Consider the following 20,124-nt stretch of genomic DNA (forward strand, 5'->3'; position numbering starts at 1 on the left):
CCCGAGCCTGATCAAAGCGTCTACGAACCCGACGTAGGCGTGGTTAAACGCCCAAGCCGAAGGGGTCGTCCACCGAATGACTGGGCTGGGTAAACCAGCGCGGGCCAGCGGCGGTCATGTAGAAGTGATCTTCGAGGCGGATGCCGAACTCGCCCGGCACGCAAATCATCGGCTCGTTGCTGAAGCACATGCCCTCTGCCAACGGGGTGTCATCGCCGCCGACCAGGTAAGGCCCTTCGTGAATGTCCAGGCCGATGCCGTGCCCCGTACGGTGCGGCAAACCTGGCAAGTTGTAGCCAGGCCCAAGCCCTGCCGCCTCCAGGCTATGCCGGGCCGCCGCGTCCACCGACGAACAGGGCGCGCCGAGCACGGCGGCTTCGAAGGCAGCTTGCTGAGCGGCTTTCTCCTTCTCCCAGAAATCGCGCTGACGCGCGCTGGGCGTGCCGAAAACGTAGCTGCGGGTGATGTCCGACAGATAACCATGAACCTTGCAGCCGGTGTCGATCAGTACCATGTCGCCGTCCTTGAGCCGCTGCGCGTGCTTGACCCCATGCGGAAAGGCACTGGCGGCACCGAACAGCACGATGCAGAAGGTCGAGCCGGGCGTTCCGACGCGGCGGTGCGCCTGGTGGATGAACTCGGCAACTTCAGTGGTGCTGATACCTTCATGGAGGATGCTCGCAGCCGCCTTGTGCACTTCCAGGGTCATGTCCTTGGCGCGCTGCATCAAAGCAATTTCGGCTGGCGATTTGGATTGGCGACAGACCGTGGTGACGCTGCCGGCATCGACGAAGCGATAACCGCTGGTCAGCTGGCGAATGCCTTCAAACATGAAAAAAGGCAAAGAAGAACAAAGACCTACCTTGGGTTGCGCACCATCTTTGGGCAATTCCGCCAGACGCTTCAGGCAGTTCAGAAACAGTGCATAGGGGCTTTCGTGCTCTTGCCAGGTATTGATCACGCCAGGCACGACCTGAAAGTCGCGCACCGTTCCCTCCTCGAACGCCGGCGCCAGATACTCCAGCGCACCGCTGGCCGGCAGAATCGCCCCGACCATGCGTTCGCTGGGATGCCACTGCACGCCGGTGAAGTACTGCAGGTTGCTGCCGGCAGCGAGAAACAGCGCGGCGATGTCCTGCTCGCGCATCAGCGCCTGAGCACGGGTGATGCGCGCCTGGTATTGCGCCTCAGTGATCGGCTCCGCGCCGGCCATCATGTTCTGCAGGCGCGCCAAGGCCTGCTCCGGCGTGCTGCCGCCCACTCCCAGTGTCATCTGCACATCCTCGTCTGGCGCCCACGACGACCATCGTCACCGGGCATTTCGCTGCGGCAAAATTTAAGTGCAACTTAAATTTTGGTCAAAACTTTTTTCAGTTGGACTTAAAAAGCGCGCTGGCGCCGGGCTGAAGTCCCTGCACCTCATGGGTATACTGCACGGACCCGAACAGCGAGCCACCTCCATGACCGCAGATCGCATTGGCGAACGCTTGCGCCGCTACCGGCGCGCCGCCGGCAAGACCCTCAATCAGGTAGCGGCAGACGCTGGTCTGACCGCCAGCTTCCTGTCCCAGGCAGAGCGCAACCTGACTGGCGTATCGCTGTCGTCACTGGCGAGCATCGCCAAGTCACTGGATGTACCGCTCAACGTGTTGTTCGACCAACCCACTCAGGCGCAGCCGGATTCCCACGTCAACGAGCGGGTGCGCTACACCGTAGGCGGCCAGTTGCTGGCCTACGAGCGCCTGTCCAGTTCATTTCCCGGCAACTCGATCAACGCGGTGAAGATGAACATTCCGGTGGGCTATCAGTCTGAACTGATCGCGCATGAAGGCGTGGAATTCTCCTACGTGCTCAGCGGGCAGATCGTCTACACCATCGAGGGTCGCGACTACCCCCTTGGCCCCGGCGACTCGGTGCATTTCGATGCCGGCAAGCTGCATCGCCTGGCCAATAATGCCGATGCACCGGCCGAAGTGCTGACCATGACCACCATGGCGCTTTTCGGCGATCACCCCGCCAGCGAGTGATTTTTTGCCCCAATTCAGGGCGAATATGCGCAATGTTAGTGCTGCTTAATTTTTGTTGACCACAATTTCAGCATGACTTAATTTCGAGCCCGACCCGGTGGGCTACCCGCCTTCACCGCATTCCGAGCTCGCGCCATACCCAGGCGCGAACAAAAAGAAAAAGAGGTTCGCATGCGTATGTCTCCCCTGTGCAAGGCACTGCTCACCGCAGGCCTGCTCACCAGTGCTTCGTTCGCCCACGCCAACAACCTGGTGTATTGCTCCGAAGGCAGCCCGGGTGGTTTCGACCCCGGCCAGTACACCACCGGCACCGACTTCGATGCAGCCTCGGAAACCATCTTCAACCGCCTAGCCGAATTCGAGCGCGGCGGCACCAAGGCACAACCGTCGCTGGCCAGCTCCTGGGACATCAGCGAAGACGGCCTGACCTACACCTTCCACTTGCGCGAAGGGGTCAAGTTCCACAGCACCGACTACTTCAAGCCGACTCGCGACTTCAACGCCGACGATGTGCTGTTCACTTACCAGCGCATGCTCGATCGCAACCACCCGTTCCGCCAGGCCTACCCCAGCGAGTTTCCCTACTTCACGGACATGGGCCTGGACAAGAACATCGCCAAGATCGAGAAGACCGACGACATGACCGTGGTCTTCACCCTCAACGCCGTTGACGCCGCCTTCGTGCAGAACCTGGCGATGAGCTTTGCCGCGATACACTCGGCCGAATACGCCGACCAGTTGCTCAAGGCCGGCAAGGCCGCCGAGATCAACCAGAAGCCCATCGGCACCGGGCCGTTCGTGTTCAGCCGCTATCAGAAGGACGCGGTGATCCGCTTCAAGGGCAACACGCAATACTGGGCCCCCGAGCAAGTGAAGATCGACAACCTGATCTTCTCCATCAATACCGACGCCTCGGTACGCGCGCAGAAGCTGCGCGCCGGTGAATGCCACGTCACCCTCAACCCGCGCCCTGCCGACCTGCAGAGCCTGCAGGCCGACAAGAATCTCAATGTACCGACCGAGCCTGGCTACAACGTCGGCTACATCGCCTACAACGTTACCCGCGCGCCGTTCGACCAGCGCGAAGTACGTCAGGCGCTGGATATGGCGGTGAACAAGGCCGCGATCATCGACGCGGTGTACCAGGGCGCTGGTCAGTTGGCGATGAACGGCATGCCGCCGACTCAATGGTCCTATGACGAGTCGATCAAGGATGCGGCCTACGATCCCGAAAAAGCCAAGGAACTGCTCAAGGCTGCCGGCGTCAAGGAAGGCACCGAGATCACCCTGTGGGCCATGCCCGTGCAGCGCCCCTACAACCCCAACGCGCGGCTGATGGCCGAGATGCTGCAAAACGACTGGGCCAAGGTCGGCATCAAGGCGCGCATCGTCAGCTACGAGTGGGGCGAATACATCAAGCGTGCCCATGCCGGCGAGCACGACGCCATGCTGATCGGCTGGACCGGCGACAACGGTGACCCGGACAACTGGCTCGGCACCCTGTACGGCTGCGCCTCGGTAGACGGCAACAACTTCTCCAAGTGGTGCGACAGCGAATACGACAAGCTGGTGGTCGCCGCCAAGCGCGTGACCGATCAGGAACAACGTAGCGAGCTGTATCGTCAGGCCCAGGTCGTACTCAAGCGCGAAGTGCCAATCACGCCGATCGCTCATTCCACGGTCTACCAACCGATGCGCAGCAGCGTCAAAGGCTTCCAGATCAGCCCCTTCGGCCGCAACAGCTTCATCGGTGTCAGCAACGACTGATAGCCCTGCGATCGCCGCTGCGCCGACTGCCGTTACGCGACCGCCCTCGAACGACGCCCCAGGCAAATGCCCGGGGCACGTCGTGGTCGAACAGCTAACCTGCAACATGTGCGAAGGAATCGCCAGAATTCCGGGCTGCTCGATACCGTTCTGATTAGGAGTTACCCACCGCCATGCTGAGCTTCATTGCACGCCGCTTGGGCTTGCTGATCCCCACCTTCTTCGGCGTCACCCTGCTGACCTTCGCACTGATCCGCCTGATCCCCGGTGACCCGGTGGAAGTGATGATGGGCGAACGCCGCGTCGACCCGGAAATGCACGCCCAGGCCATGGAGCGTCTGGGGCTGAACAAGCCGTTGTACCAGCAGTACTTCGACTACATCGGGCAACTCGCCAGCGGCAACCTCGGCGAATCGCTGCGCTCGCGTGAAAGCGTGTGGAACGAGTTTCTCACCCTGTTTCCCGCCACCGTCGAACTGGCCCTGGCCGCTTTGCTATTTGCCGGCACCCTGGGCCTGATCGCCGGGGTGGTCGCCGCACTCAAGCGCGGCACACCGCTGGATCACGGCGTGATGAGCATTGCCCTGACCGGCTATTCCATGCCGATCTTCTGGTGGGGCCTGCTGCTGATCATGTTCTTCTCGGTGGGCCTGGGCTGGACACCGGTTTCAGGACGTATCGATCTGCTCTACGACATCCCGCCGGTCACCGGCTTCATGCTGATCGACACACTGCTTTCCGACGAGCCAGGCGCCTTCGTCGACGCCCTGCGCCACCTGATCCTGCCAGCGATCGTGCTCGGCACCATCCCGCTGGCGGTGATCGCGCGGATGACCCGCTCGGCCATGCTCGAAGTGCTGCGTGAGGACTACATCCGCACCGCACGGGCCAAAGGCCTGTCGCCGACGCGCGTGGTCTTCGTGCATGGCCTGCGCAATGCCTTGATCCCGGTGCTGACCGTGTTCGGCCTGCAGGTCGGCACCCTGCTGGCCGGTGCCGTGCTGACCGAAACCATCTTCTCCTGGCCGGGCATCGGCAAGTGGTTGATCGAGGCCATCGGTGCCCGCGACTACCCGGTGGTGCAAAACGGCATTCTGCTGATCGCCTGCCTGGTGATCCTGGTCAACTTCACCGTGGACATCCTCTATGGCCTGGCCAATCCACGTATTCGCCATCAGAAGTAAGGAAGGCGCCATGCATAGCCACATCGTTTGCGTAGGGTGGATGACGCGCTTTTCATCCACCGTGAAAACACGTCGGTGGACGGGTGAAGCGTCGTCCACCCTACAAGAGGTGCGCCCATGACCACCTCCACCCCACTCGACCAGAGCCTGCTCTACCCCTCGCCGCTGAAAGAGTTCTGGCAAGCCTTCGCCCACAACACCGGCGCCCTCGGCGGCCTGGCGTTCATGATCCTGCTGGTGTTCTGCGCACTATTCGCCCCCTGGGTCGCACCGCACGATCCCAGCGAGCAGTACCGCGACTTCCTGCTCACCCCACCGGTGTGGCTGGAAGGCGGCCAATGGCAGTTCCTGCTCGGCACCGACGAACTGGGCCGCGACCTGCTCTCGCGCCTGATCCACGGTGCACGCCTGTCGCTGCTGATCGGCCTGGCATCGGTGGTGTTGTCGCTGATTCCCGGCATCCTGCTGGGTCTGGTCGCAGGCTTTTTCCCGCGTCTGCTCGGCCCCGGCATCATGCGCCTGATGGACATCATGCTGGCGCTGCCCTCGCTACTGCTGGCGGTGGCCATCGTCGCTATCCTCGGCCCAGGGCTGATCAACACCATCTTCGCCATCGCCATCGTCTCGCTGCCTTCCTATGTGCGCCTGACCCGCGCGGCCGTGATGGGTGAACTGAACCGAGACTACGTCACCGCTGCGCAGCTGGCCGGCGCCAACCTGCCACGGCTGATGTTCGTCACCGTGCTGCCTAACTGCATGGCGCCGTTGATCGTACAGGCCACCCTGAGCTTTTCCTCGGCGATTCTCGACGCGGCCGCACTGGGCTTTCTCGGCCTCGGCGTGCAACCGCCGACGCCCGAGTGGGGCACCATGCTGGCTTCGGCGCGCGACTACATCGAGCGCGCCTGGTGGGTGGTGAGCCTGCCCGGCCTGGCGATTCTGCTCAGCGTGCTGGCGATCAACCTGATGGGTGACGGCCTGCGCGATGCGCTCGACCCAAAATTGAAGAATGCGCAGTGAGGAGCCAGGAATGAGCCTGCTGAATATCCGCAATCTCTCCGTACGCTTCGGCCCCGCCATGCCGGTGGTCGATGGCCTCGATCTCAGCGTCGAGCAGGGCGAAGTGCTGGCCATCGTCGGCGAATCGGGTTCCGGCAAGTCCGTGACCATGATGGCGCTGATGGGCCTGATCGACGCCCCCGGCATCGTCCAGGCCGACTGCCTGCAGTTCGACGGCACCGACATGCTGCGCCTCAAGGGCCGCCAACGCCGGCACATCGTCGGCAAGGACCTGGCCATGGTGTTCCAGGACCCGATGACCGCGCTCAACCCCAGCTATACCGTGGGCTTCCAGATCGAGGAAGTGCTGCAGCAGCACCTCGGTCTGAAAGGCAAGGCAGCGCGGGCCCGCGCCCTCGAACTGCTGGAACGGGTGGAAATCCCTGGTGCCGCCAGTCGCCTCGACGCCTATCCGCATCAGGTGTCCGGGGGCATGAGCCAGCGAGTGGCGATCGCCATGGCGATTGCCGCCGAGCCCAAGCTGCTGATAGCCGACGAACCGACCACGGCGCTGGATGTGACCATTCAGGCGCAGATCATGGAATTGCTGCTCGACCTGCAGCGCGATCAGGGCATGGCTCTGGTGCTGATCACTCACGACCTGGCCGTGGTCGCCGAAACCGCCCCGCGCGTCTGCGTGATGTACGCCGGGCAAGCGGTGGAGCTGGGTCATGTGCCGGCGCTGTTCGACGCGCCCAGCCATCCCTATACCGAAGCCTTGCTCAAGGCCATCCCCGAGCACAGCGCCGGTGCCAGCCGCCTGGCCACCCTGCCCGGCATCGTGCCCGGCCGCTATGACCGCCCGCTGGGCTGCCTGCTGTCACCCCGCTGCCCCTACGTGCAGGCGCGCTGCCACCAGCAACGCCCAGCCCTGGAACCACATGACCGTGGCGCCGCGCGCTGCTTCTTCCCGCTGGAGGTGGCCTGATGAGTACCGTACTCGAAGCCCGTGAGCTGACCCGTCACTACAGTGTCTCGCGCGGCCTGTTCAAGCCAGCGGCCACGGTCCAGGCGCTCAATGGCGTGTCCTTCAGCCTGCAGTCCGGCAGGACCCTGGCCGTGGTCGGCGAGTCCGGCTGCGGCAAGTCCACCCTGGCCCGCGCCCTGACTCTGATCGAAACACCCAGTTCCGGTAGCCTGCAGATCGCCGGGCACGAAGTGGCCGGCGCCAGCCATGCCGAGCGCAAGCAACTGCGCCGCGATGTGCAGATGGTGTTCCAGAATCCCTACGCCTCACTCAACCCGCGGCAGAAGATCGGTGATCAGTTGGCCGAACCGCTGCTGATCAACACCCGCCTGTCGCGCGCCGAACGCCGCGAGAAAGTGCAAGCGATGATGCAGCAGGTCGGCCTGCGCCCCGAGCATTACCAGCGCTACCCGCACATGTTCTCCGGCGGCCAGCGCCAGCGCATCGCCCTGGCCCGCGCCATGATGCTGCAGCCGCAGGTGCTGGTAGCGGACGAACCGACCTCGGCGCTGGACGTGTCGATCCAGGCCCAGGTGCTGAACCTGTTCATGGACCTGCAGGAGCAGTACCAGACCGGCTACGTGTTCATCTCGCACAACCTCTCGGTGGTGCGTCATGTCGCCGACGACGTGCTGGTGATGTACCTAGGCCGTCCGGTGGAAATGGGCCCGGCCGAGGCGCTCTACACCCGCCCGCTGCACCCCTACACCCGCGCCCTGCTGTCGGCGACGCCGGCGATTCATCCCGATCCGGACAAACCGCGAATGAAGATCAGCGGTGAGCTGCCAAATCCGCTGAATCCACCCTCCGGCTGCGCCTTCCACAAGCGCTGCCCGCATGCCGACGAGCGCTGCCGTAGCGAGCGCCCGGAGCTGCGCCTGATCGATGCACGGCAGGTGGCCTGTCACCATGTGGAGCGGATCGTCGACTAGCTCACGGCAAAGACCGCGGCGCTCTGTAGAGCGTCGCGGCGCCGCCTGGGCTGACGACGCGCCTATGCCGTTGGTGGCAGGGTCAGCTCGATGCTTTCGGCCAGCGAGTCCTCCAGCCGCTGCAACTCGACGCCGACCGCAGCAGCGTCGTCGGCCAGGGTTTCGGCGATATGCAGAAACTCCGTCGTGGCTTCGACGAAGGCCAATACCACCATGGGATCGAAGCGTGTGCCGCTGGCCGCGCTGATCTGCGCCACTGCCTGCGCCGGGCTGATCGGCGGCAGATAAGGATGCCGACAGCTCAGTTCTTCGAAGTGCCCCACCAGCGCCATCAGCCGCGCCGACAGCGGAATCTGCTCGCCATGCAGACCTTGCGGATAGCCTTTGCCGTCCCAGCGTTCATGCTGGCCGTAGACGATGTCTTTGGCATCGGAGAGAAAGTCGGTGATGCTGCCCAGCTTGCGCTCGGCGCGTTCGAGCGCATCACGTCCGGCAATCACGCCCTCGCTCAGCAGGCGCAGATCATTTTCATCCGCTTCGCCATGGCTGAGCAGTACGCGGTCAGGCAGGGTCAGCCGGTCGATCACATGCAGCATGGCCGACTTGCCCAACTGGGCGATGCGCTCCTCGTTCAGAGACTCGGACAAGGCCGGCTGCTGCCGCGCCAATGCAGCGGTCAGGCAGGTCATGTAGCGCTCGATACGTTCCAGGCGACGGCTGCTCGGGTTGTCACGCATGACGGCAACGCTGGCCATGGCCTCGATGGTGACGTCCTGCAGGTTCTGGATATCACGCGTGCGGCGCTTGACCTCGAGTTCCAGATACTCGCTCTTGTCACGCAAATAATCGGTGGCCGCCTTAAGCTGCAGTTGCGCTCGAACGCGCGCGAGCACAATGGGCGCGCTGACCGGTTTGATGATGTAGTCGGCAGCGCCAAGGTCGAAGCCCAGTTGCTCGTCGGCGGCATCGCTATGGCCAGTGATGAGGATCAGCGGGATATGGCGGGTCTGCGGGTCGGTGCTAAGCCCGCGACACAGTGCATAGTCGTTCTGCCAGTCGAGCAGAATCAGGTCCGGTTGCGGTCGCGACCTGGCAGCATGCAGCGCTTCCTCACTGCCGACCAGGCGCACCTGGTAGCGGTCGACCAATAGCGCGCCCAGGCGCTGACGCGCGTCCACCGCATCATCCACCACCAGAATCAGTTCCTGCTCCGGCCTATCGAGCATCCCGCGCATGGCGACCTCCACTGGCACCTGCCTAGTCATCATTAAAGGCGCTGGGCTGTATTTGCGCTCAGGCCGACATACAAATGACCTCGGCAGCGGTTTGAAAGTGCAATGCGGATTGGCAGCGCAACGCGACCAGCCGACAATCGTAAGCAAAACCGTGACCAGAAGGGCTGCGCCATGCTCGACCCGGAACGCTGTTGGCAGGCCGTTTGCGAACGTGATGGGGCGTTCGACGGACGCTTCGTTTTCACCGTACGCAGCACCGGCATCTATTGTCGGCCGAACTGCCCTGCGCGGCGGCCACGGCGCGACAATGTCAGTTTCCACGCCGATGCTGCCAGCGCCGAGGCAGCTGGCTTTCGCCCGTGCAAGCGCTGCTCGCCACAGGGGCAAAGCCCGGCGCAGCAGCTCGACGCACTGGTTGCGGCCGCCTGTGATCTTCTGCGCGGTGAACAGCGCCTGACGCTGCCGCAACTGGCAGCCCGCATCGGCTTGTCACCGTCACACCTGGCCCGTGCGTTCAAGGCGCGTACCGGGATGACGCCCAATGCCTGGGCGGCGGCGCAACGCCGCCAGCGCCTGGACGCCGAGTTGCCACAGGCAGATAACGTGCTCGAGGCGGCCCTGGCCGCTGGCTATTCCGGCACCCGCGCGCTGTATGAAAAGCCCCCGGCCATGAGCCCGGCGCAGCGCCGCCTACGCGGTGCAGGCGAACGACTGCGCTACAGCATCGCCCCCAGCCCACTCGGCCAGGTGCTGCTGGCAACCAGTGACAAGGGCGTTTGTGCATTGCTATTCGGCGACGAGCCGACTGCCCTGCGTGACGAGTTGCAACAACGCTTCGCCGCCGCCCAGCTAGAAGAAGATGAACAAGGTCTGCGCAACTGGCTGCAGCAAGTGTTGGCGCAATTACAGGAGCCGGAGCGCGCCGCCCATCTGCCCTTGGATATTCGCGGCACGGCCTTTCAGCAACGCGTCTGGCAGGCGCTGCAGCATATTCCCAGCGGCGAAACCCGCAGCTACGCCGACCTGGCCGGACAGTTGCACAGTCACCCAAGGGCGATTGCCCGCGCCTGTGCCAGCAACGCCATCGGTCTGTTGCTACCCTGCCATCGTGTCGTAGCCAGCGATGGCAGCCTCAGCGGCTATCGCTGGGGGTTGCAGCGCAAACGGCGGTTGCTGGAGCAGGAGCAGTCGTAGCGCTGTCGGTGCGCGCGGCGCACCCTACGCTTTGCTGCGCTGCGCGCTGACACCCGTAGCGCACCAGCCCTCTCACCGGCCTCTAGGCCAGCATCGCCTTGGCTACCTCGCTGCGCGTGCCGCGCCCGACCAGTTGCTCCACCAGGGTCAGGGCAAAGGCCAGTGCCGTTCCCGGGCCCTGGCTGGTGATGCAGTTGCCATCGACCACCACCGCCTCGTCGACGAAGGTGCAGCCACTCAGCCGATCACTGAACGCCGGATAGCAGGTCATCCGTCGCTGCCTGAGCACCCCGTACTGCTGCAGGGCCAATGCAGGCGCGGCGCAGATCGCGGCGAACAGCTCGCCCGCCTTGGCCTGCTTGCGCACACGTTCGGCCAAGGGTTCGAACTCGGCCAGGCGCTGCGCACCAGGCATCCCGCCGGGCAGGACGATCAGGTCGAAATCCTGCGCCAGCACGTCCACCAACATGGCATCAGCGGTCAGCCGGGTACCGCGGGCGCAGGTGATCATCCTGCGCTCTTCGATACTCGCCACCAGCACCTCGACATCGGCGCGGCGCAGCACATCAATCAGGGTCACGCATTCAAGATCTTCGACACCATCAGCAACTGCAATCAGTGCTCGCTTGCTCATCTCACTACTCCTTCAGACAGAAAATGAAACTGTCCACCTGGTCATAAAAGGACACAACAGACCTTGAATTCACCCGGCAAAACCTTGCTGTTATGATGCGCGGCTTTTGCGAAATCGAGCAATTTTCCGGCCTGCACGGACGGATGTGCTTTGCTTTGTGCAGACCAATTCAGGCGCGTTTGCGCCTCGGGGAGCCACCATGCTGGAAAGACTGTTCCAACTCAAAGCCCACAACACCACGGTGCGCACCGAGGTACTGGCCGGGATCACCACCTTCCTGACCATGGCCTACATTCTCTTCGTCAACCCGGAAATGCTCGCCAAGACCGGCATGGACCACGGCGCGGTATTCGTCGCCACCTGCCTGGCTGGCGCCATCGGCTCGCTGATCATGGGCCTGCTGGCCAACTACCCGATCGCCCTGGCGCCCGGCATGGGCCTCAACGCCTTTTTCACCTACACCGTGGTGATGACCATGGGCTACAGCTGGCAGACCGCTCTGGGCGCGGTGTTCCTCTCCGGCGCAATCTTCTTCCTGCTGTCGATCTTCAAGATCCGCGAGTGGATCATCAACAGCATCCCGCTGGCCCTGCGCGCCGGTATCGCCGCCGGTATCGGCCTGTTCCTGGCGATCATCGCCCTGAAGAACGCAGGCATCGTGGTCGATCACCCGGCCACCCTGGTCGGCCTCGGCGATATGAGCAACGGCGGCGCACTGCTGGCCTGCCTGGGCTTCTTCGTCATCGCCGCACTGGCCTATCGCAAGGTCACCGGCGCAGTGATGATAGGCATCCTGCTGGTCACCGGCCTGTCGATTGTTCTGGGCCTGTCCGAGCTGCAGGGCGTGGTGTCGATGCCACCCTCGCTGATGCCGACCCTGCTGCAGCTGGACATAGCCGGCGCGCTGGATATCGGCCTGATCAGCGTGATCTTCGCCTTCCTCTTCGTCGACCTGTTCGACACCTCCGGCACCCTGGTCGGCGTGGCGCAGAAAGCCGACCTGCTGGACAAGGACGGCAAGATGCCACGCCTCGGCCGTGCCCTGCTGGCCGACAGCACCGCGACCATGGCCGGCGCCGCGCTGGGCACCAGCACCACCACCAGCTACATCGAATCCGCTGCTGGCATCAGTGCAGGTGGACGCACCGGCCTGACTGCCTGTGTGGTCGCCGCACTGTTTCTCCTGGCCCTGTTCTTCGCCCCGCTGGCTGGCGCCGTTCCGGCCTATGCCACCGCGCCTGCGCTGCTGTTCGTCGCCGTACTGATGATGAGCAGCCTGGCGCAGATCGACTGGGACGACCTGACTGTCGCCGCCCCGGTGGTGGTCGCCGCCCTGGCCATGCCGCTGACCTTCTCCATCGCCAACGGCATCGCGTTCGGTTTCATCGCCTGGACCGCGGTCAAGGTACTGGCCGGCCGCTGGCGCGAACTGAACCCGGCGATGTGGGTGCTCTCGGCCCTGTTCGTGGTCAAGCTGGCCTACTTCGCCTGATCAGCCGATAACGGCGTACTGCTTCGCGAGTACGCCCTACGCCGCCCCCGGACAACCTGCGTAGGGTGGGCCGGACGACGTTCCGCTTCAGCCTACCATCGGCCTCGTCATGATCGTTCCCACGCTCCACGTGGGAACGCCTCCTCGGGACGCTCCGCGTCCAGCGCCACCAATGATCGACGACAACGGCACATCGGCAACGGAGTCGCTACAATGGCGCCCCGTTTTCCTGCCCCATGAGTGACCGATGAGCCGCCCCGCATTCGACCCTGCCACGTACGACGCCCAACTCGCCGAGAAGAAGGCCCGCCTGGTCGAACTGCTGGCGCCCTTCGGCGCGCCGGAGCCTGCGGTGTTCGATTCGCCGCGCGAGCACTACCGCATGCGCGCCGAGTTCCGTCTGTGGCGTGAAGACGGCCAGCGCCACTACGCGATGTTCGCGCCGGGCGACAAGCACACGCCGATCCTGCTCGACGACTTCCCCATTGCCAGCCTGCGCATCAACGAGTTGATGCCGCGTCTGCGCGCTGCCTGGCAGGCTAGTGAAGCCTTGTCGTTCAAGCTGTTCCAGGTCGAGTTCCTCACCACCCTGGCCGGTGATGCGCTGATCACCCTGGCCTACCACCGCCCGCTCGACGAGGCCTGGCAAGCCGAGGCGGAAAAGCTGGCCGCCGAGCTGAACGTCAGCCTGGTCGGCCGCTCCCGCGGTCAGCGCCTGGTGATCGGTCGCGACTATGTGGAAGAAGAACTGACCGTAGCCGGGCGCAGCTTCCGTTATCGCCAACCGGAAGGCGCCTTCACCCAGCCCAACGGCAAGGTCTGCGAGAAGATGCTGATTTGGGCCCATGACGCCCTCGGCCAGCGCGACGACGACCTGCTGGAACTTTACTGCGGCAACGGCAACTTCACCCTGCCGCTGGCCACCCGCGTGCGCAAGGCCCTGGCCACCGAGATCAGCAAGACCTCGGTGAACGCCGCCCTGGCCAACCTGGCTGACAACGGCGTGAACAACGTCGAGCTGGTGCGCCTGTCCGCCGAGGAGCTGACCCAGGCGCTGAACGAGGTACGCCCGTTCCGCCGCCTGGCCGGTATCGATCTCAAGAGCTATGAGTTCGGCAGTGTCTTCGTAGACCCGCCGCGCGCCGGCATGGACCCCGACACCTGCGAGCTGACCCGCCGCTTCGAGCGCATCCTGTACATCTCCTGCAACCCGGAGACCCTGGCCGCCAACATCGCCCAGTTGAGCGACACTCACAAAGTGACGCGCAGCGCACTGTTCGACCAGTTTCCCTACACCCACCACATGGAAGCGGGTGTGCTGCTGGAGCGGCGCTGAGTCGTTTTTCGCCCTTGGCCCGGCTCAGCGAGACAAGCCGCGCAACACCCACCAGACCAGCGCGGCCGATGCCACTTCAAGCAGCAGCGCGTATAGGTTGAAGGTCTGCTGTGCGCCGCCATCCAGCCACAGCCCGGCAATGCGCGCCAACGCCAGCGAGCTGTACAGCAGTACCAGCAGAAGCAGCGCCGGGCGCAGCAAATCCATACGCAGCAGCGCCATCGCCAGGTAAGCCGCCAGCCCCAGTTGCAGGCCGCCGTAATAGGCACGCACTTCAGTCACGGCGGCGCTTCCCATCAGCAATGCGCCACTGAAGCTGGCCATTTCCTCGGGACGAATGAAGTAGGCCAGCCCCAACACGAGCAGGGCAGCGATCTGGATCGACAGGACGATTCGAGCAAACAGCATCGGCAGATTTCCGGGCAAGGAGTGGCTGCCACTAGCATAGGCAGCCACTGGTCGCGACGCATAGTCGCAATGGCTTGGGCAGTCGTCATGCCGGCGCTATGCTGAGCGCTCGATTATCTGGAGCCTTGCCATGCGTCGTTCCCTGCTCGCCCTCTTCCTCGTCTCCGGTCTGGCTCACGCCAGCGAACCCCTGACCATCGATGTTCACCGCGATGCCAATTGTGGCTGCTGCAAGGCGTGGATCAGCCATCTGCAGGACAATGGTTTCACCGTCAACGACCATGTCGAGACCGACATGAGTGCGGTCAAACAGCGCCTTGGCGTTCCGCCGCGCCTGGCGTCCTGCCACACCGGCGTGATCGACGGCAAATTCGTCGAAGGCCACGTACCGGCGGCCGACATTCTCAAGCTGCGTCAACGTCCCGATCTGATCGGCGCTGCGGTACCCGGTATGCCCATGGGCTCGCCAGGCATGGAGTACGGCGGTCGTGTCGACGCCTATCAGGTCATCGGCCTGGATAACGAACGCAAGGATCAACTGCTGAGCGACTATCCCGCCAACTGAGCCGGCACGGACGCAGCTACACTGCTGCGATAAGCAACCAGGGAGTGCAGCCATGCGCTGGCAACGCGGTAGACGCAGTGACAACGTGGTGGATGCGCGCGGCCGCTCCGGCCGGCGCCTCGGTGGTGGTCTGAGCCTCGGTGGCGTAGCAGTGATCGTCATCGTCGGCTTGCTGATGGGCCAGGACCCGCTGCAGATTCTTGGCCAGATCGCCGGCCAGGCTACCCAGCCGCAGGTCGCCCAGACACAGAGCGCACCACCGGCCAACGACCAGCAGAGCGAGTTCGTCCGCGCCATTCTCGGCGACACCGAAGACACCTGGCGCGAGCTGTTCCAGCAGGCCGGCCAGCAGTATCGCGACCCGCAACTGGTGCTGTTCTCCGGTGGCGTCAATTCCGCCTGTGGTTTTGCCAGCTCGGCGGTCGGCCCCTTCTACTGCCCTGGCGATCAGCGCGTGTATCTGGACATGGCGTTTTTCCGCGAGATGGAACAGCGCTTCTCCGCTGCCGGTGACTTCGCCCAGGCCTACGTGATCGCCCACGAGGTCGGTCATCACGTACAGACCCTGCTCGGCGTCTCGGCCAAGGTCAATGCGGCGCGCCAACGTGGCGAACGCGTCGAGGGTGATGGCGGCCTGCTGGTGCGCCAGGAACTGCAGGCCGACTGCCTGGCCGGGGTCTGGGCGCATCACGCGCAACGCCGGCATGACTGGCTGGAGGCTGGCGATCTTGAAGAAGCGCTGAACGCCGCCAGCGCCATCGGCGATGACCGCCTGCAAAAACAGGCGCGCGGCCAAGTGGTGCCGGACGCCTTCACCCATGGCACCTCAGAGCAGCGCGTACGTTGGTTCAGCAGCGGTTTTGAAAGCGGTCAGCCAGGGCGTTGCGACACCTTCAAGGCGGCGCGCCTGTAACACGCCGGCTCACACCACGAAGCGCTTGCTCCACCAGGCAAAGCCGCAGGCGGCAGCGCCGCACAGGGCGATCACCAGCGCCATGGGCATGGCCGAGCCATCATGCAGGAAGGCCACCAAAGCCGAAGCGCTGGCCGCCACACTGAACTGCATGCTGCCCAGCAACCCGGATGCGCTGCCGGCATGACGGCCCTGCCCAGCCATGGCGCAAGCCGTGGCATTGGGCAACACGCAGCCGAGGCTGGCCACGCAAATGAACAGCGGAATCATCAGCGGCCACAGCTGCGCCGGTTGCCACAACGCCAGCACCAGCAGACACAGGCCACTGGCCAGGTACACCAGCACCATGCGCCGCAGCCACAGCGCCGGGCCACCACTGCGCACCAGACGCGCATTGACCTGCGCCATGATCACGAAGCCCGCTGCGTTGCTGCCGAACAGCCAGCCATAGTGCTCCGGCGGCACACCGTACATCTCGATGAACACGAAGGGCGAGCCGGCGATGTAGGCGAACATGCCTGCCATCGCCACACCGCCGGCCAGGCTGTAACCCATGAACGGTGCATTGCCCAACAGCGCGCGGTACTGGCCGAAGGCGCCACTCAGCGGCGCCGGCTGCAGGTGCTGCGGACGCGTCTCCGGCAACCACAACAGCACGGCCAGCAGGCACAACCCGGCAAAGATTGCCAGGCTGTGGAAAATCGACGGCCAGCCCAGGGTATTGAGCAGCAGTCCGCCCCCCAGGGGCGCGAGAATCGGCGCCAGCCCCATCACCAGCACCAGTTGAGAGAACACTTTGGCCGAGGCCAGTGGGTCGCACAGATCGCGCACCACCGCGCGGGTGATAACCATGCCGGCGCAACCACCGAGGGCCTGCACGAAACGCGCGACCACCAACCATTCCAGACTGGGAGCCAGGGCGCAGGCCAGCGATGCCAGGGTGAACAGGGTCACCCCGACCAATAGCGGCATGCGGCGCCCGAAACGATCCGCCAGCGGCCCGTAGAACAGTTGTCCAATGGCGATGCCGACGAAATAGGCCGCCAGCGACAGCTGAATATGCTCGACGTCGGTGCCGAACTGCTGCGCCAGGGTGGGGAAACTTGGCAGGTAGAAATCGATGGCCAGGGGGCCAAAAGCGCTGAGCGCGCCCAAGATCAGCAGGGTTCGCAGGTTCATGAATGATCCGGAGAATTATTAGCCGGCTAATCATCTCATCGACCGGGCAGCTTGCGAAAGCGCGGGCCGCCGAACTACGGCCCGGATGACTCAATGCGGTTGTTCTTCCTCCCTGGCCTTGCCGCGCCGGCTCACCCGTTGCGCAGCCGTTTCCACCAGCAGGTAGAACATCGGGATAACGAACGTGGCCAGCAGGGTCGCCGCGAGCATGCCGCCGATCACCCCGGTGCCGATGGAGTGACGACTGGCCGAGCCGGCACCGGAGCTGATGGCCAGCGGTACGCAGCCGAGAATGAACGCCAGCGAAGTCATCACGATGGGACGGAAACGCAGCTTGGCCGCCTCCAGCGCCGAGTCGAAGATGCTCTTGCCCTCGGCACGCAGCAACACGGCGAACTCGACGATGAGGATGGCGTTCTTCGCTGCCAGGCCGATCAGCGTGACCAGGCCGACCTGGAAGTACACGTCGTTCTGAATGCCGCGCAGCCACACCGCGAGAATCGCGCCGAACACTGCGAACGGCACGGCGGTGACCACTGCCAACGGCAGCGTCCAGCGCTCGTACTGCGCGGCGAGAATCAGGAACACCAGAATCAGGCCGAAGACGAAGGCCTGAGTGCCTGAGCCCAGAGTCGCCAACTCCTGATAGGCCGAGCCGATCCAGCCGAGGCTGTAGTCCTCACCCAATACCTCATCGGCCACCTCCTGCATCGCCGCCAGTGCCTGCCCGGAGCTGTAACCGGGCGCTGGACCGCCAAGCACCTTGGCCGAGGGATAGACGTTGAAACGGTCGTAGGAATCCGGCCCGAGGATGCGCCGCACGCGCAGCAGGGTCGACAGCGGCACCAGATCACCACCGCTGGAGCGCACGTAGACCTGGCCAAGGTCCTCCGGCTTGCGGCGGAACTCCGACTCGGACTGCAGGCTGACCTGCCAGGTGCGCCCGTAGAGGGTGAAATCGTTGACGTAATAACTGCCGAAGGTCGCCTGCATCGCGGTGAACACATCGCTGACGCTGACGCCCAGCGCCCGCGTCTTGGTGCGATCCAGGTCGATGTAGTACTGCGGCACGTTGGCGCTGAAGGTACTCTGGATGCCGGCCAGCTCCGGTCGCTTGCTGGCGGCCGCGACGAAGGCCTGGACCTTCTCGCCGAGCTGCTCGACGCTGCCGCCGGAGCGGTCCTGAATGAAGGACTCGAAGCCACCGGTGGTGCTCATGCCGGTGATCGGTGGTGGATTGAACGACAACACCAGGCCATCCTTCTGCGCAGCGCCCATACCCATGAACTCGCGCGTCAGATTGCGTGCATCGAGCTCGGCAGTGGTGCGCTCACTCCAGTCCTTGAGCGGCACGAAAGACACCCCGGCGTTGCTGCGCACGCCGAAGGTGAGCACATCGAAACCGGCGAAGGTCACCACATCCGCCACTGCCGGATGTTCCATCAATTGCTGGCTCACCGCCCCGCTCAGCGCCTCGGTGCGATTGAGCGAAGCGGCCGGCGGCAAGTAGTAGGCATTGATCACGTAACCCTGATCCTCATCGGGCACCAGTGAGCCGGGCACCCGTGAGAACAGCAGCATGATCAGCGCGATCATGCCGCCGAACAGCAGCAGGCCGACCAGCGAACGCTTGAGGAAGAAACGCACCCCGGCGCCATAGCCTGCGGTGGCCTTGTCGAAGAAACGGTTGAATACACGAAAAGGTGCCGCCGGTTCATGGTGGCCAGGCTTGAGCAGCAGCGCGCAGAGCGCAGGGGAAAGCGTCAGCGCGACGATGCCGGAAATCACCACCGACACCGCGATGGTGATCGCGAACTGCTTGTACATCTGCCCCGCCAGGCCACCGAGAAAGCCCACCGGCACGAACACCGCGCACAGCACCAGAACGATGGCAATGATCGGCCCGGTCACCTCCTCCATCGCCTTGATCGAGGCATCTCGCGCATTCAGCCCCTGCGTGCGCATCACCCGTTCGACGTTCTCGATCACCACGATGGCATCGTCCACCACGATGCCGATGGCCAGCACCATACCGAACAACGTCAGCAGGTTGATGGAGAAGCCCAGCAGGTACATGCCGGCAAAGGTGCCGACCAGCGATACCGGAATTGCCAGCACCGGAATCAGCGTGGCGCGCCAGTTCTGCAGGAAGATGAACACTACCAACACCACCAGCACCAGCGCCTCGAAGAAAGTGTGGATCACCTCAGTGATCGAGACCTGAACGAACTTGGTGGTGTCGTAGGGGATCTTGTAGGCGATGCCTTCGGGGAAGCGCTTGGCCAGGCGCTGCATGGTCCGCTCGACCGCCTCGGCGGTGTCCAGGGCGTTGGCACCAGGTTGCAGGTAGATGCCGAAGGCAGCGTTCTGCTGGCCGTTGAGGGTAGTGACCAGCGAGTAATCCTGGGCGCCCAGCTCGACCCGCGCCACATCCTTGAGCAGCAGGCTGGCACCGGTATCGTCGGTACGCAGGATGACGCTCTCGAACTCCTTCGGGTCGGTGAAACGCCCTTGCGTGGTGACGGTGTAGGTGAAGTCCTGTGGCTCCTTCAACGGCTGCTGGCCAAAGCTGCCGGCGGCAAACTGCGAGTTCTGCTCGCGAATCGCATTGACCACATCGGTGGGCGTCAGGTTGTACTGCGCCAGCTTGTCCGGGCGCAGCCAGATACGCATGGAATAATCCTTGGAACCGAACTGGCTGGCATCGCCAACGCCCTTGAGACGCTTGAGTTCGTCGATGACGTTGATCAGCGCGTAGTTGCTGATGAAGATCGGGTCGCGCGAACCATCCGGCGAATAGAGGGTGATCACCTGGAGGATGTCGGAAGACTTCTTCTCCACCTTCACACCCTGGCGGCGCACTTCTTCCGGCAGCTTGGCCAACGCTGCCTGCACCTTGTTGTTGACGTTGATGGTGGCCTGATCCGGGTCGGTGCCGACCGCGAAGTACACCGTCAGGCTCATCGCCCCACTGCTGGAGGAGTTGGACAGCTGGTAGATCATGTTCTCGACGCCGTTGATCTCCTGCTCCAGCGGCGCCGCCACGGTTTCGGCGATGACCTGCGAGCTGGCACCGGGGTATGCGGCGCTGACCGATACCTGCGGCGGCAGGATTTCCGGGTACTGAGCGATGGGCAGCGCGCGCATCGCCGCCAAGCCGGCGAGCACGATGACGATGGAAATGACGGTGGCGAATACCGGGCGGTCGATGAAGAAGCGCGAGATCATGGCC

General features: G+C 64.0%; 17 protein-coding genes. 11 read left to right on the forward strand and 6 right to left on the reverse strand.

Going from position 1 to position 20,124, the window contains the following annotated elements; genetic code table 11:
* Positions 1-43 precede the first annotated feature (43 nt).
* Positions 44-1,273: a Xaa-Pro peptidase family protein gene (locus EGJ86_RS01940; protein WP_125833758.1), complete on the reverse strand. Its 1,230-nt coding sequence runs from the start codon at positions 1,271-1,273 to the stop codon at positions 44-46.
* 187 nt (positions 1,274-1,460) lie between these two features.
* On the opposite strand from EGJ86_RS01940, the gene EGJ86_RS01945 reads away from it, so the two are divergent.
* The 6 genes from EGJ86_RS01945 (at position 1,461) to EGJ86_RS01970 (ending at position 7,936) form a co-directional block, all read left to right on the forward strand.
* Positions 1,461-2,027, forward strand: a complete 567-nt coding sequence (locus EGJ86_RS01945; protein ID WP_125833759.1) for a cupin domain-containing protein — start codon at positions 1,461-1,463, stop codon at positions 2,025-2,027.
* Positions 2,028-2,204: 177 nt separating this feature from the next.
* Entirely contained in the window at positions 2,205-3,794 is a 1,590-nt protein-coding gene (locus tag EGJ86_RS01950) for an ABC transporter substrate-binding protein (protein ID WP_372237954.1), read from the forward strand.
* A 173-nt stretch (positions 3,795-3,967) separates the two neighbouring features.
* Positions 3,968-4,978, forward strand: a complete 1,011-nt coding sequence (locus EGJ86_RS01955; RefSeq protein WP_099522513.1) for an ABC transporter permease subunit — start codon at positions 3,968-3,970, stop codon at positions 4,976-4,978.
* A 117-nt stretch (positions 4,979-5,095) separates the two neighbouring features.
* Positions 5,096-5,998, forward strand: a complete 903-nt coding sequence (locus EGJ86_RS01960) for an ABC transporter permease subunit (RefSeq protein ID WP_125833761.1) — start codon at positions 5,096-5,098, stop codon at positions 5,996-5,998.
* Positions 5,999-6,008: 10 nt separating this feature from the next.
* Positions 6,009-6,965, forward strand: a complete 957-nt coding sequence (locus tag EGJ86_RS01965) for an ABC transporter ATP-binding protein (RefSeq protein ID WP_125833762.1) — start codon at positions 6,009-6,011, stop codon at positions 6,963-6,965.
* Positions 6,965-7,936: a peptide ABC transporter ATP-binding protein gene (locus EGJ86_RS01970; RefSeq protein ID WP_125833763.1), complete on the forward strand. Its 972-nt coding sequence runs from the start codon at positions 6,965-6,967 to the stop codon at positions 7,934-7,936. Before EGJ86_RS01965 ends, EGJ86_RS01970 begins: the two co-directional genes overlap by 1 nt.
* A gap of 62 nt (positions 7,937-7,998) precedes the next feature.
* On the opposite strand, the gene EGJ86_RS01975 is transcribed toward EGJ86_RS01970, so the two are convergent.
* Positions 7,999-9,171: an HD domain-containing phosphohydrolase gene (locus EGJ86_RS01975; protein ID WP_125833764.1), complete on the reverse strand. Its 1,173-nt coding sequence runs from the start codon at positions 9,169-9,171 to the stop codon at positions 7,999-8,001.
* A 171-nt stretch (positions 9,172-9,342) separates the two neighbouring features.
* On the opposite strand from EGJ86_RS01975, the gene ada reads away from it, so the two are divergent.
* A complete protein-coding gene (gene ada / locus EGJ86_RS01980) occupies positions 9,343-10,365 on the forward strand; it encodes a bifunctional DNA-binding transcriptional regulator/O6-methylguanine-DNA methyltransferase Ada (protein WP_125833765.1) in 1,023 nt (340 codons plus the stop codon).
* An 82-nt stretch (positions 10,366-10,447) separates the two neighbouring features.
* On the opposite strand, the gene EGJ86_RS01985 is transcribed toward ada, so the two are convergent.
* Positions 10,448-10,999, reverse strand: coding sequence for a DJ-1 family glyoxalase III (locus EGJ86_RS01985; protein WP_106732685.1), 552 nt, complete (start codon positions 10,997-10,999; stop codon positions 10,448-10,450).
* Positions 11,000-11,198: 199 nt separating this feature from the next.
* On the opposite strand from EGJ86_RS01985, the gene EGJ86_RS01990 reads away from it, so the two are divergent.
* Positions 11,199-12,491 (forward strand): NCS2 family permease, encoded by a 1,293-nt coding sequence (locus EGJ86_RS01990; protein ID WP_125833766.1) that lies wholly within the window; start codon positions 11,199-11,201, stop codon positions 12,489-12,491.
* 247 nt (positions 12,492-12,738) lie between these two features.
* Positions 12,739-13,827, forward strand: a complete 1,089-nt coding sequence (gene trmA, locus EGJ86_RS01995) for a tRNA (uridine(54)-C5)-methyltransferase TrmA (RefSeq protein ID WP_125833767.1) — start codon at positions 12,739-12,741, stop codon at positions 13,825-13,827.
* 24 nt (positions 13,828-13,851) lie between these two features.
* Here trmA and EGJ86_RS02000 read toward each other — a convergent pair whose 3' ends face one another.
* The gene (locus tag EGJ86_RS02000) at positions 13,852-14,235 is read right to left on the reverse strand and encodes a DUF4345 family protein (RefSeq protein WP_125833768.1); all 384 of its coding nucleotides are present in this window, start codon (positions 14,233-14,235) and stop codon (positions 13,852-13,854) included.
* 130 nt (positions 14,236-14,365) lie between these two features.
* Here EGJ86_RS02000 and EGJ86_RS02005 point away from each other — a divergent pair, with 130 nt between their 5' ends.
* Complete coding sequence (locus EGJ86_RS02005; RefSeq protein WP_125833769.1) at positions 14,366-14,800, forward strand: DUF411 domain-containing protein; 435 nt, start codon at positions 14,366-14,368, stop codon at positions 14,798-14,800.
* Positions 14,801-14,852: 52 nt separating this feature from the next.
* On the forward strand, positions 14,853-15,713 hold the full coding sequence (locus EGJ86_RS02010) for a neutral zinc metallopeptidase (RefSeq protein WP_125833770.1): 861 nt from the start codon (positions 14,853-14,855) through the stop codon (positions 15,711-15,713).
* A 9-nt stretch (positions 15,714-15,722) separates the two neighbouring features.
* Here the strand turns inward: EGJ86_RS02010 and EGJ86_RS02015 are convergent, their stop codons facing one another.
* Both EGJ86_RS02015 and EGJ86_RS02020 read right to left on the reverse strand, forming a co-directional pair.
* Positions 15,723-16,892, reverse strand: coding sequence for a Bcr/CflA family multidrug efflux MFS transporter (locus EGJ86_RS02015; RefSeq protein ID WP_125833771.1), 1,170 nt, complete (start codon positions 16,890-16,892; stop codon positions 15,723-15,725).
* A gap of 90 nt (positions 16,893-16,982) precedes the next feature.
* Positions 16,983-20,120 carry an efflux RND transporter permease subunit gene (locus tag EGJ86_RS02020; protein WP_125833772.1) on the reverse strand — a complete coding sequence of 1,046 codons (3,138 nt, stop codon included), beginning with the start codon at positions 20,118-20,120 and terminating at the stop codon, positions 16,983-16,985.
* Positions 20,121-20,124: the final 4 nt, after the last annotated feature.

It is taken from the genome of Pseudomonas sp. o96-267 (assembly GCF_003935465.1).
GTDB classification, from domain to species: Bacteria; Pseudomonadota; Gammaproteobacteria; order Pseudomonadales; family Pseudomonadaceae; genus Aquipseudomonas; species Aquipseudomonas sediminis.

Bases quoted from the DNA above. Each gene is read 5' to 3' on its own strand.
- EGJ86_RS01985 (WP_106732685.1), bottom strand. From the start codon at position 10,999: ATGAGCAAGCGAGCACTGATTGCAGTTGCTGATGGTGTCGAAGATCTT.
- EGJ86_RS01955 (WP_099522513.1), top strand. From the start codon at position 3,968: ATGCTGAGCTTCATTGCACGCCGCTTGGGCTTGCTGATCCCCACCTTC.
- EGJ86_RS02020 (WP_125833772.1), bottom strand. From the start codon at position 20,120: ATGATCTCGCGCTTCTTCATCGACCGCCCGGTATTCGCCACCGTCATT.
- EGJ86_RS01960 (WP_125833761.1), top strand. From the start codon at position 5,096: ATGACCACCTCCACCCCACTCGACCAGAGCCTGCTCTACCCCTCGCCG.
- trmA (WP_125833767.1), top strand. From the start codon at position 12,739: ATGAGCCGCCCCGCATTCGACCCTGCCACGTACGACGCCCAACTCGCC.
- EGJ86_RS01990 (WP_125833766.1), top strand. From the start codon at position 11,199: ATGCTGGAAAGACTGTTCCAACTCAAAGCCCACAACACCACGGTGCGC.
- EGJ86_RS01970 (WP_125833763.1), top strand. From the start codon at position 6,965: ATGAGTACCGTACTCGAAGCCCGTGAGCTGACCCGTCACTACAGTGTC.
- EGJ86_RS01940 (WP_125833758.1), bottom strand. From the start codon at position 1,273: ATGACACTGGGAGTGGGCGGCAGCACGCCGGAGCAGGCCTTGGCGCGC.
- EGJ86_RS01950 (WP_372237954.1), top strand. From the start codon at position 2,205: ATGTCTCCCCTGTGCAAGGCACTGCTCACCGCAGGCCTGCTCACCAGT.
- EGJ86_RS02005 (WP_125833769.1), top strand. From the start codon at position 14,366: ATGCGTCGTTCCCTGCTCGCCCTCTTCCTCGTCTCCGGTCTGGCTCAC.
- ada (WP_125833765.1), top strand. From the start codon at position 9,343: ATGCTCGACCCGGAACGCTGTTGGCAGGCCGTTTGCGAACGTGATGGG.
- EGJ86_RS02010 (WP_125833770.1), top strand. From the start codon at position 14,853: ATGCGCTGGCAACGCGGTAGACGCAGTGACAACGTGGTGGATGCGCGC.
- EGJ86_RS01975 (WP_125833764.1), bottom strand. From the start codon at position 9,171: ATGCGCGGGATGCTCGATAGGCCGGAGCAGGAACTGATTCTGGTGGTG.
- EGJ86_RS01945 (WP_125833759.1), top strand. From the start codon at position 1,461: ATGACCGCAGATCGCATTGGCGAACGCTTGCGCCGCTACCGGCGCGCC.
- EGJ86_RS02015 (WP_125833771.1), bottom strand. From the start codon at position 16,892: ATGAACCTGCGAACCCTGCTGATCTTGGGCGCGCTCAGCGCTTTTGGC.
- EGJ86_RS01965 (WP_125833762.1), top strand. From the start codon at position 6,009: ATGAGCCTGCTGAATATCCGCAATCTCTCCGTACGCTTCGGCCCCGCC.
- EGJ86_RS02000 (WP_125833768.1), bottom strand. From the start codon at position 14,235: ATGCTGTTTGCTCGAATCGTCCTGTCGATCCAGATCGCTGCCCTGCTC.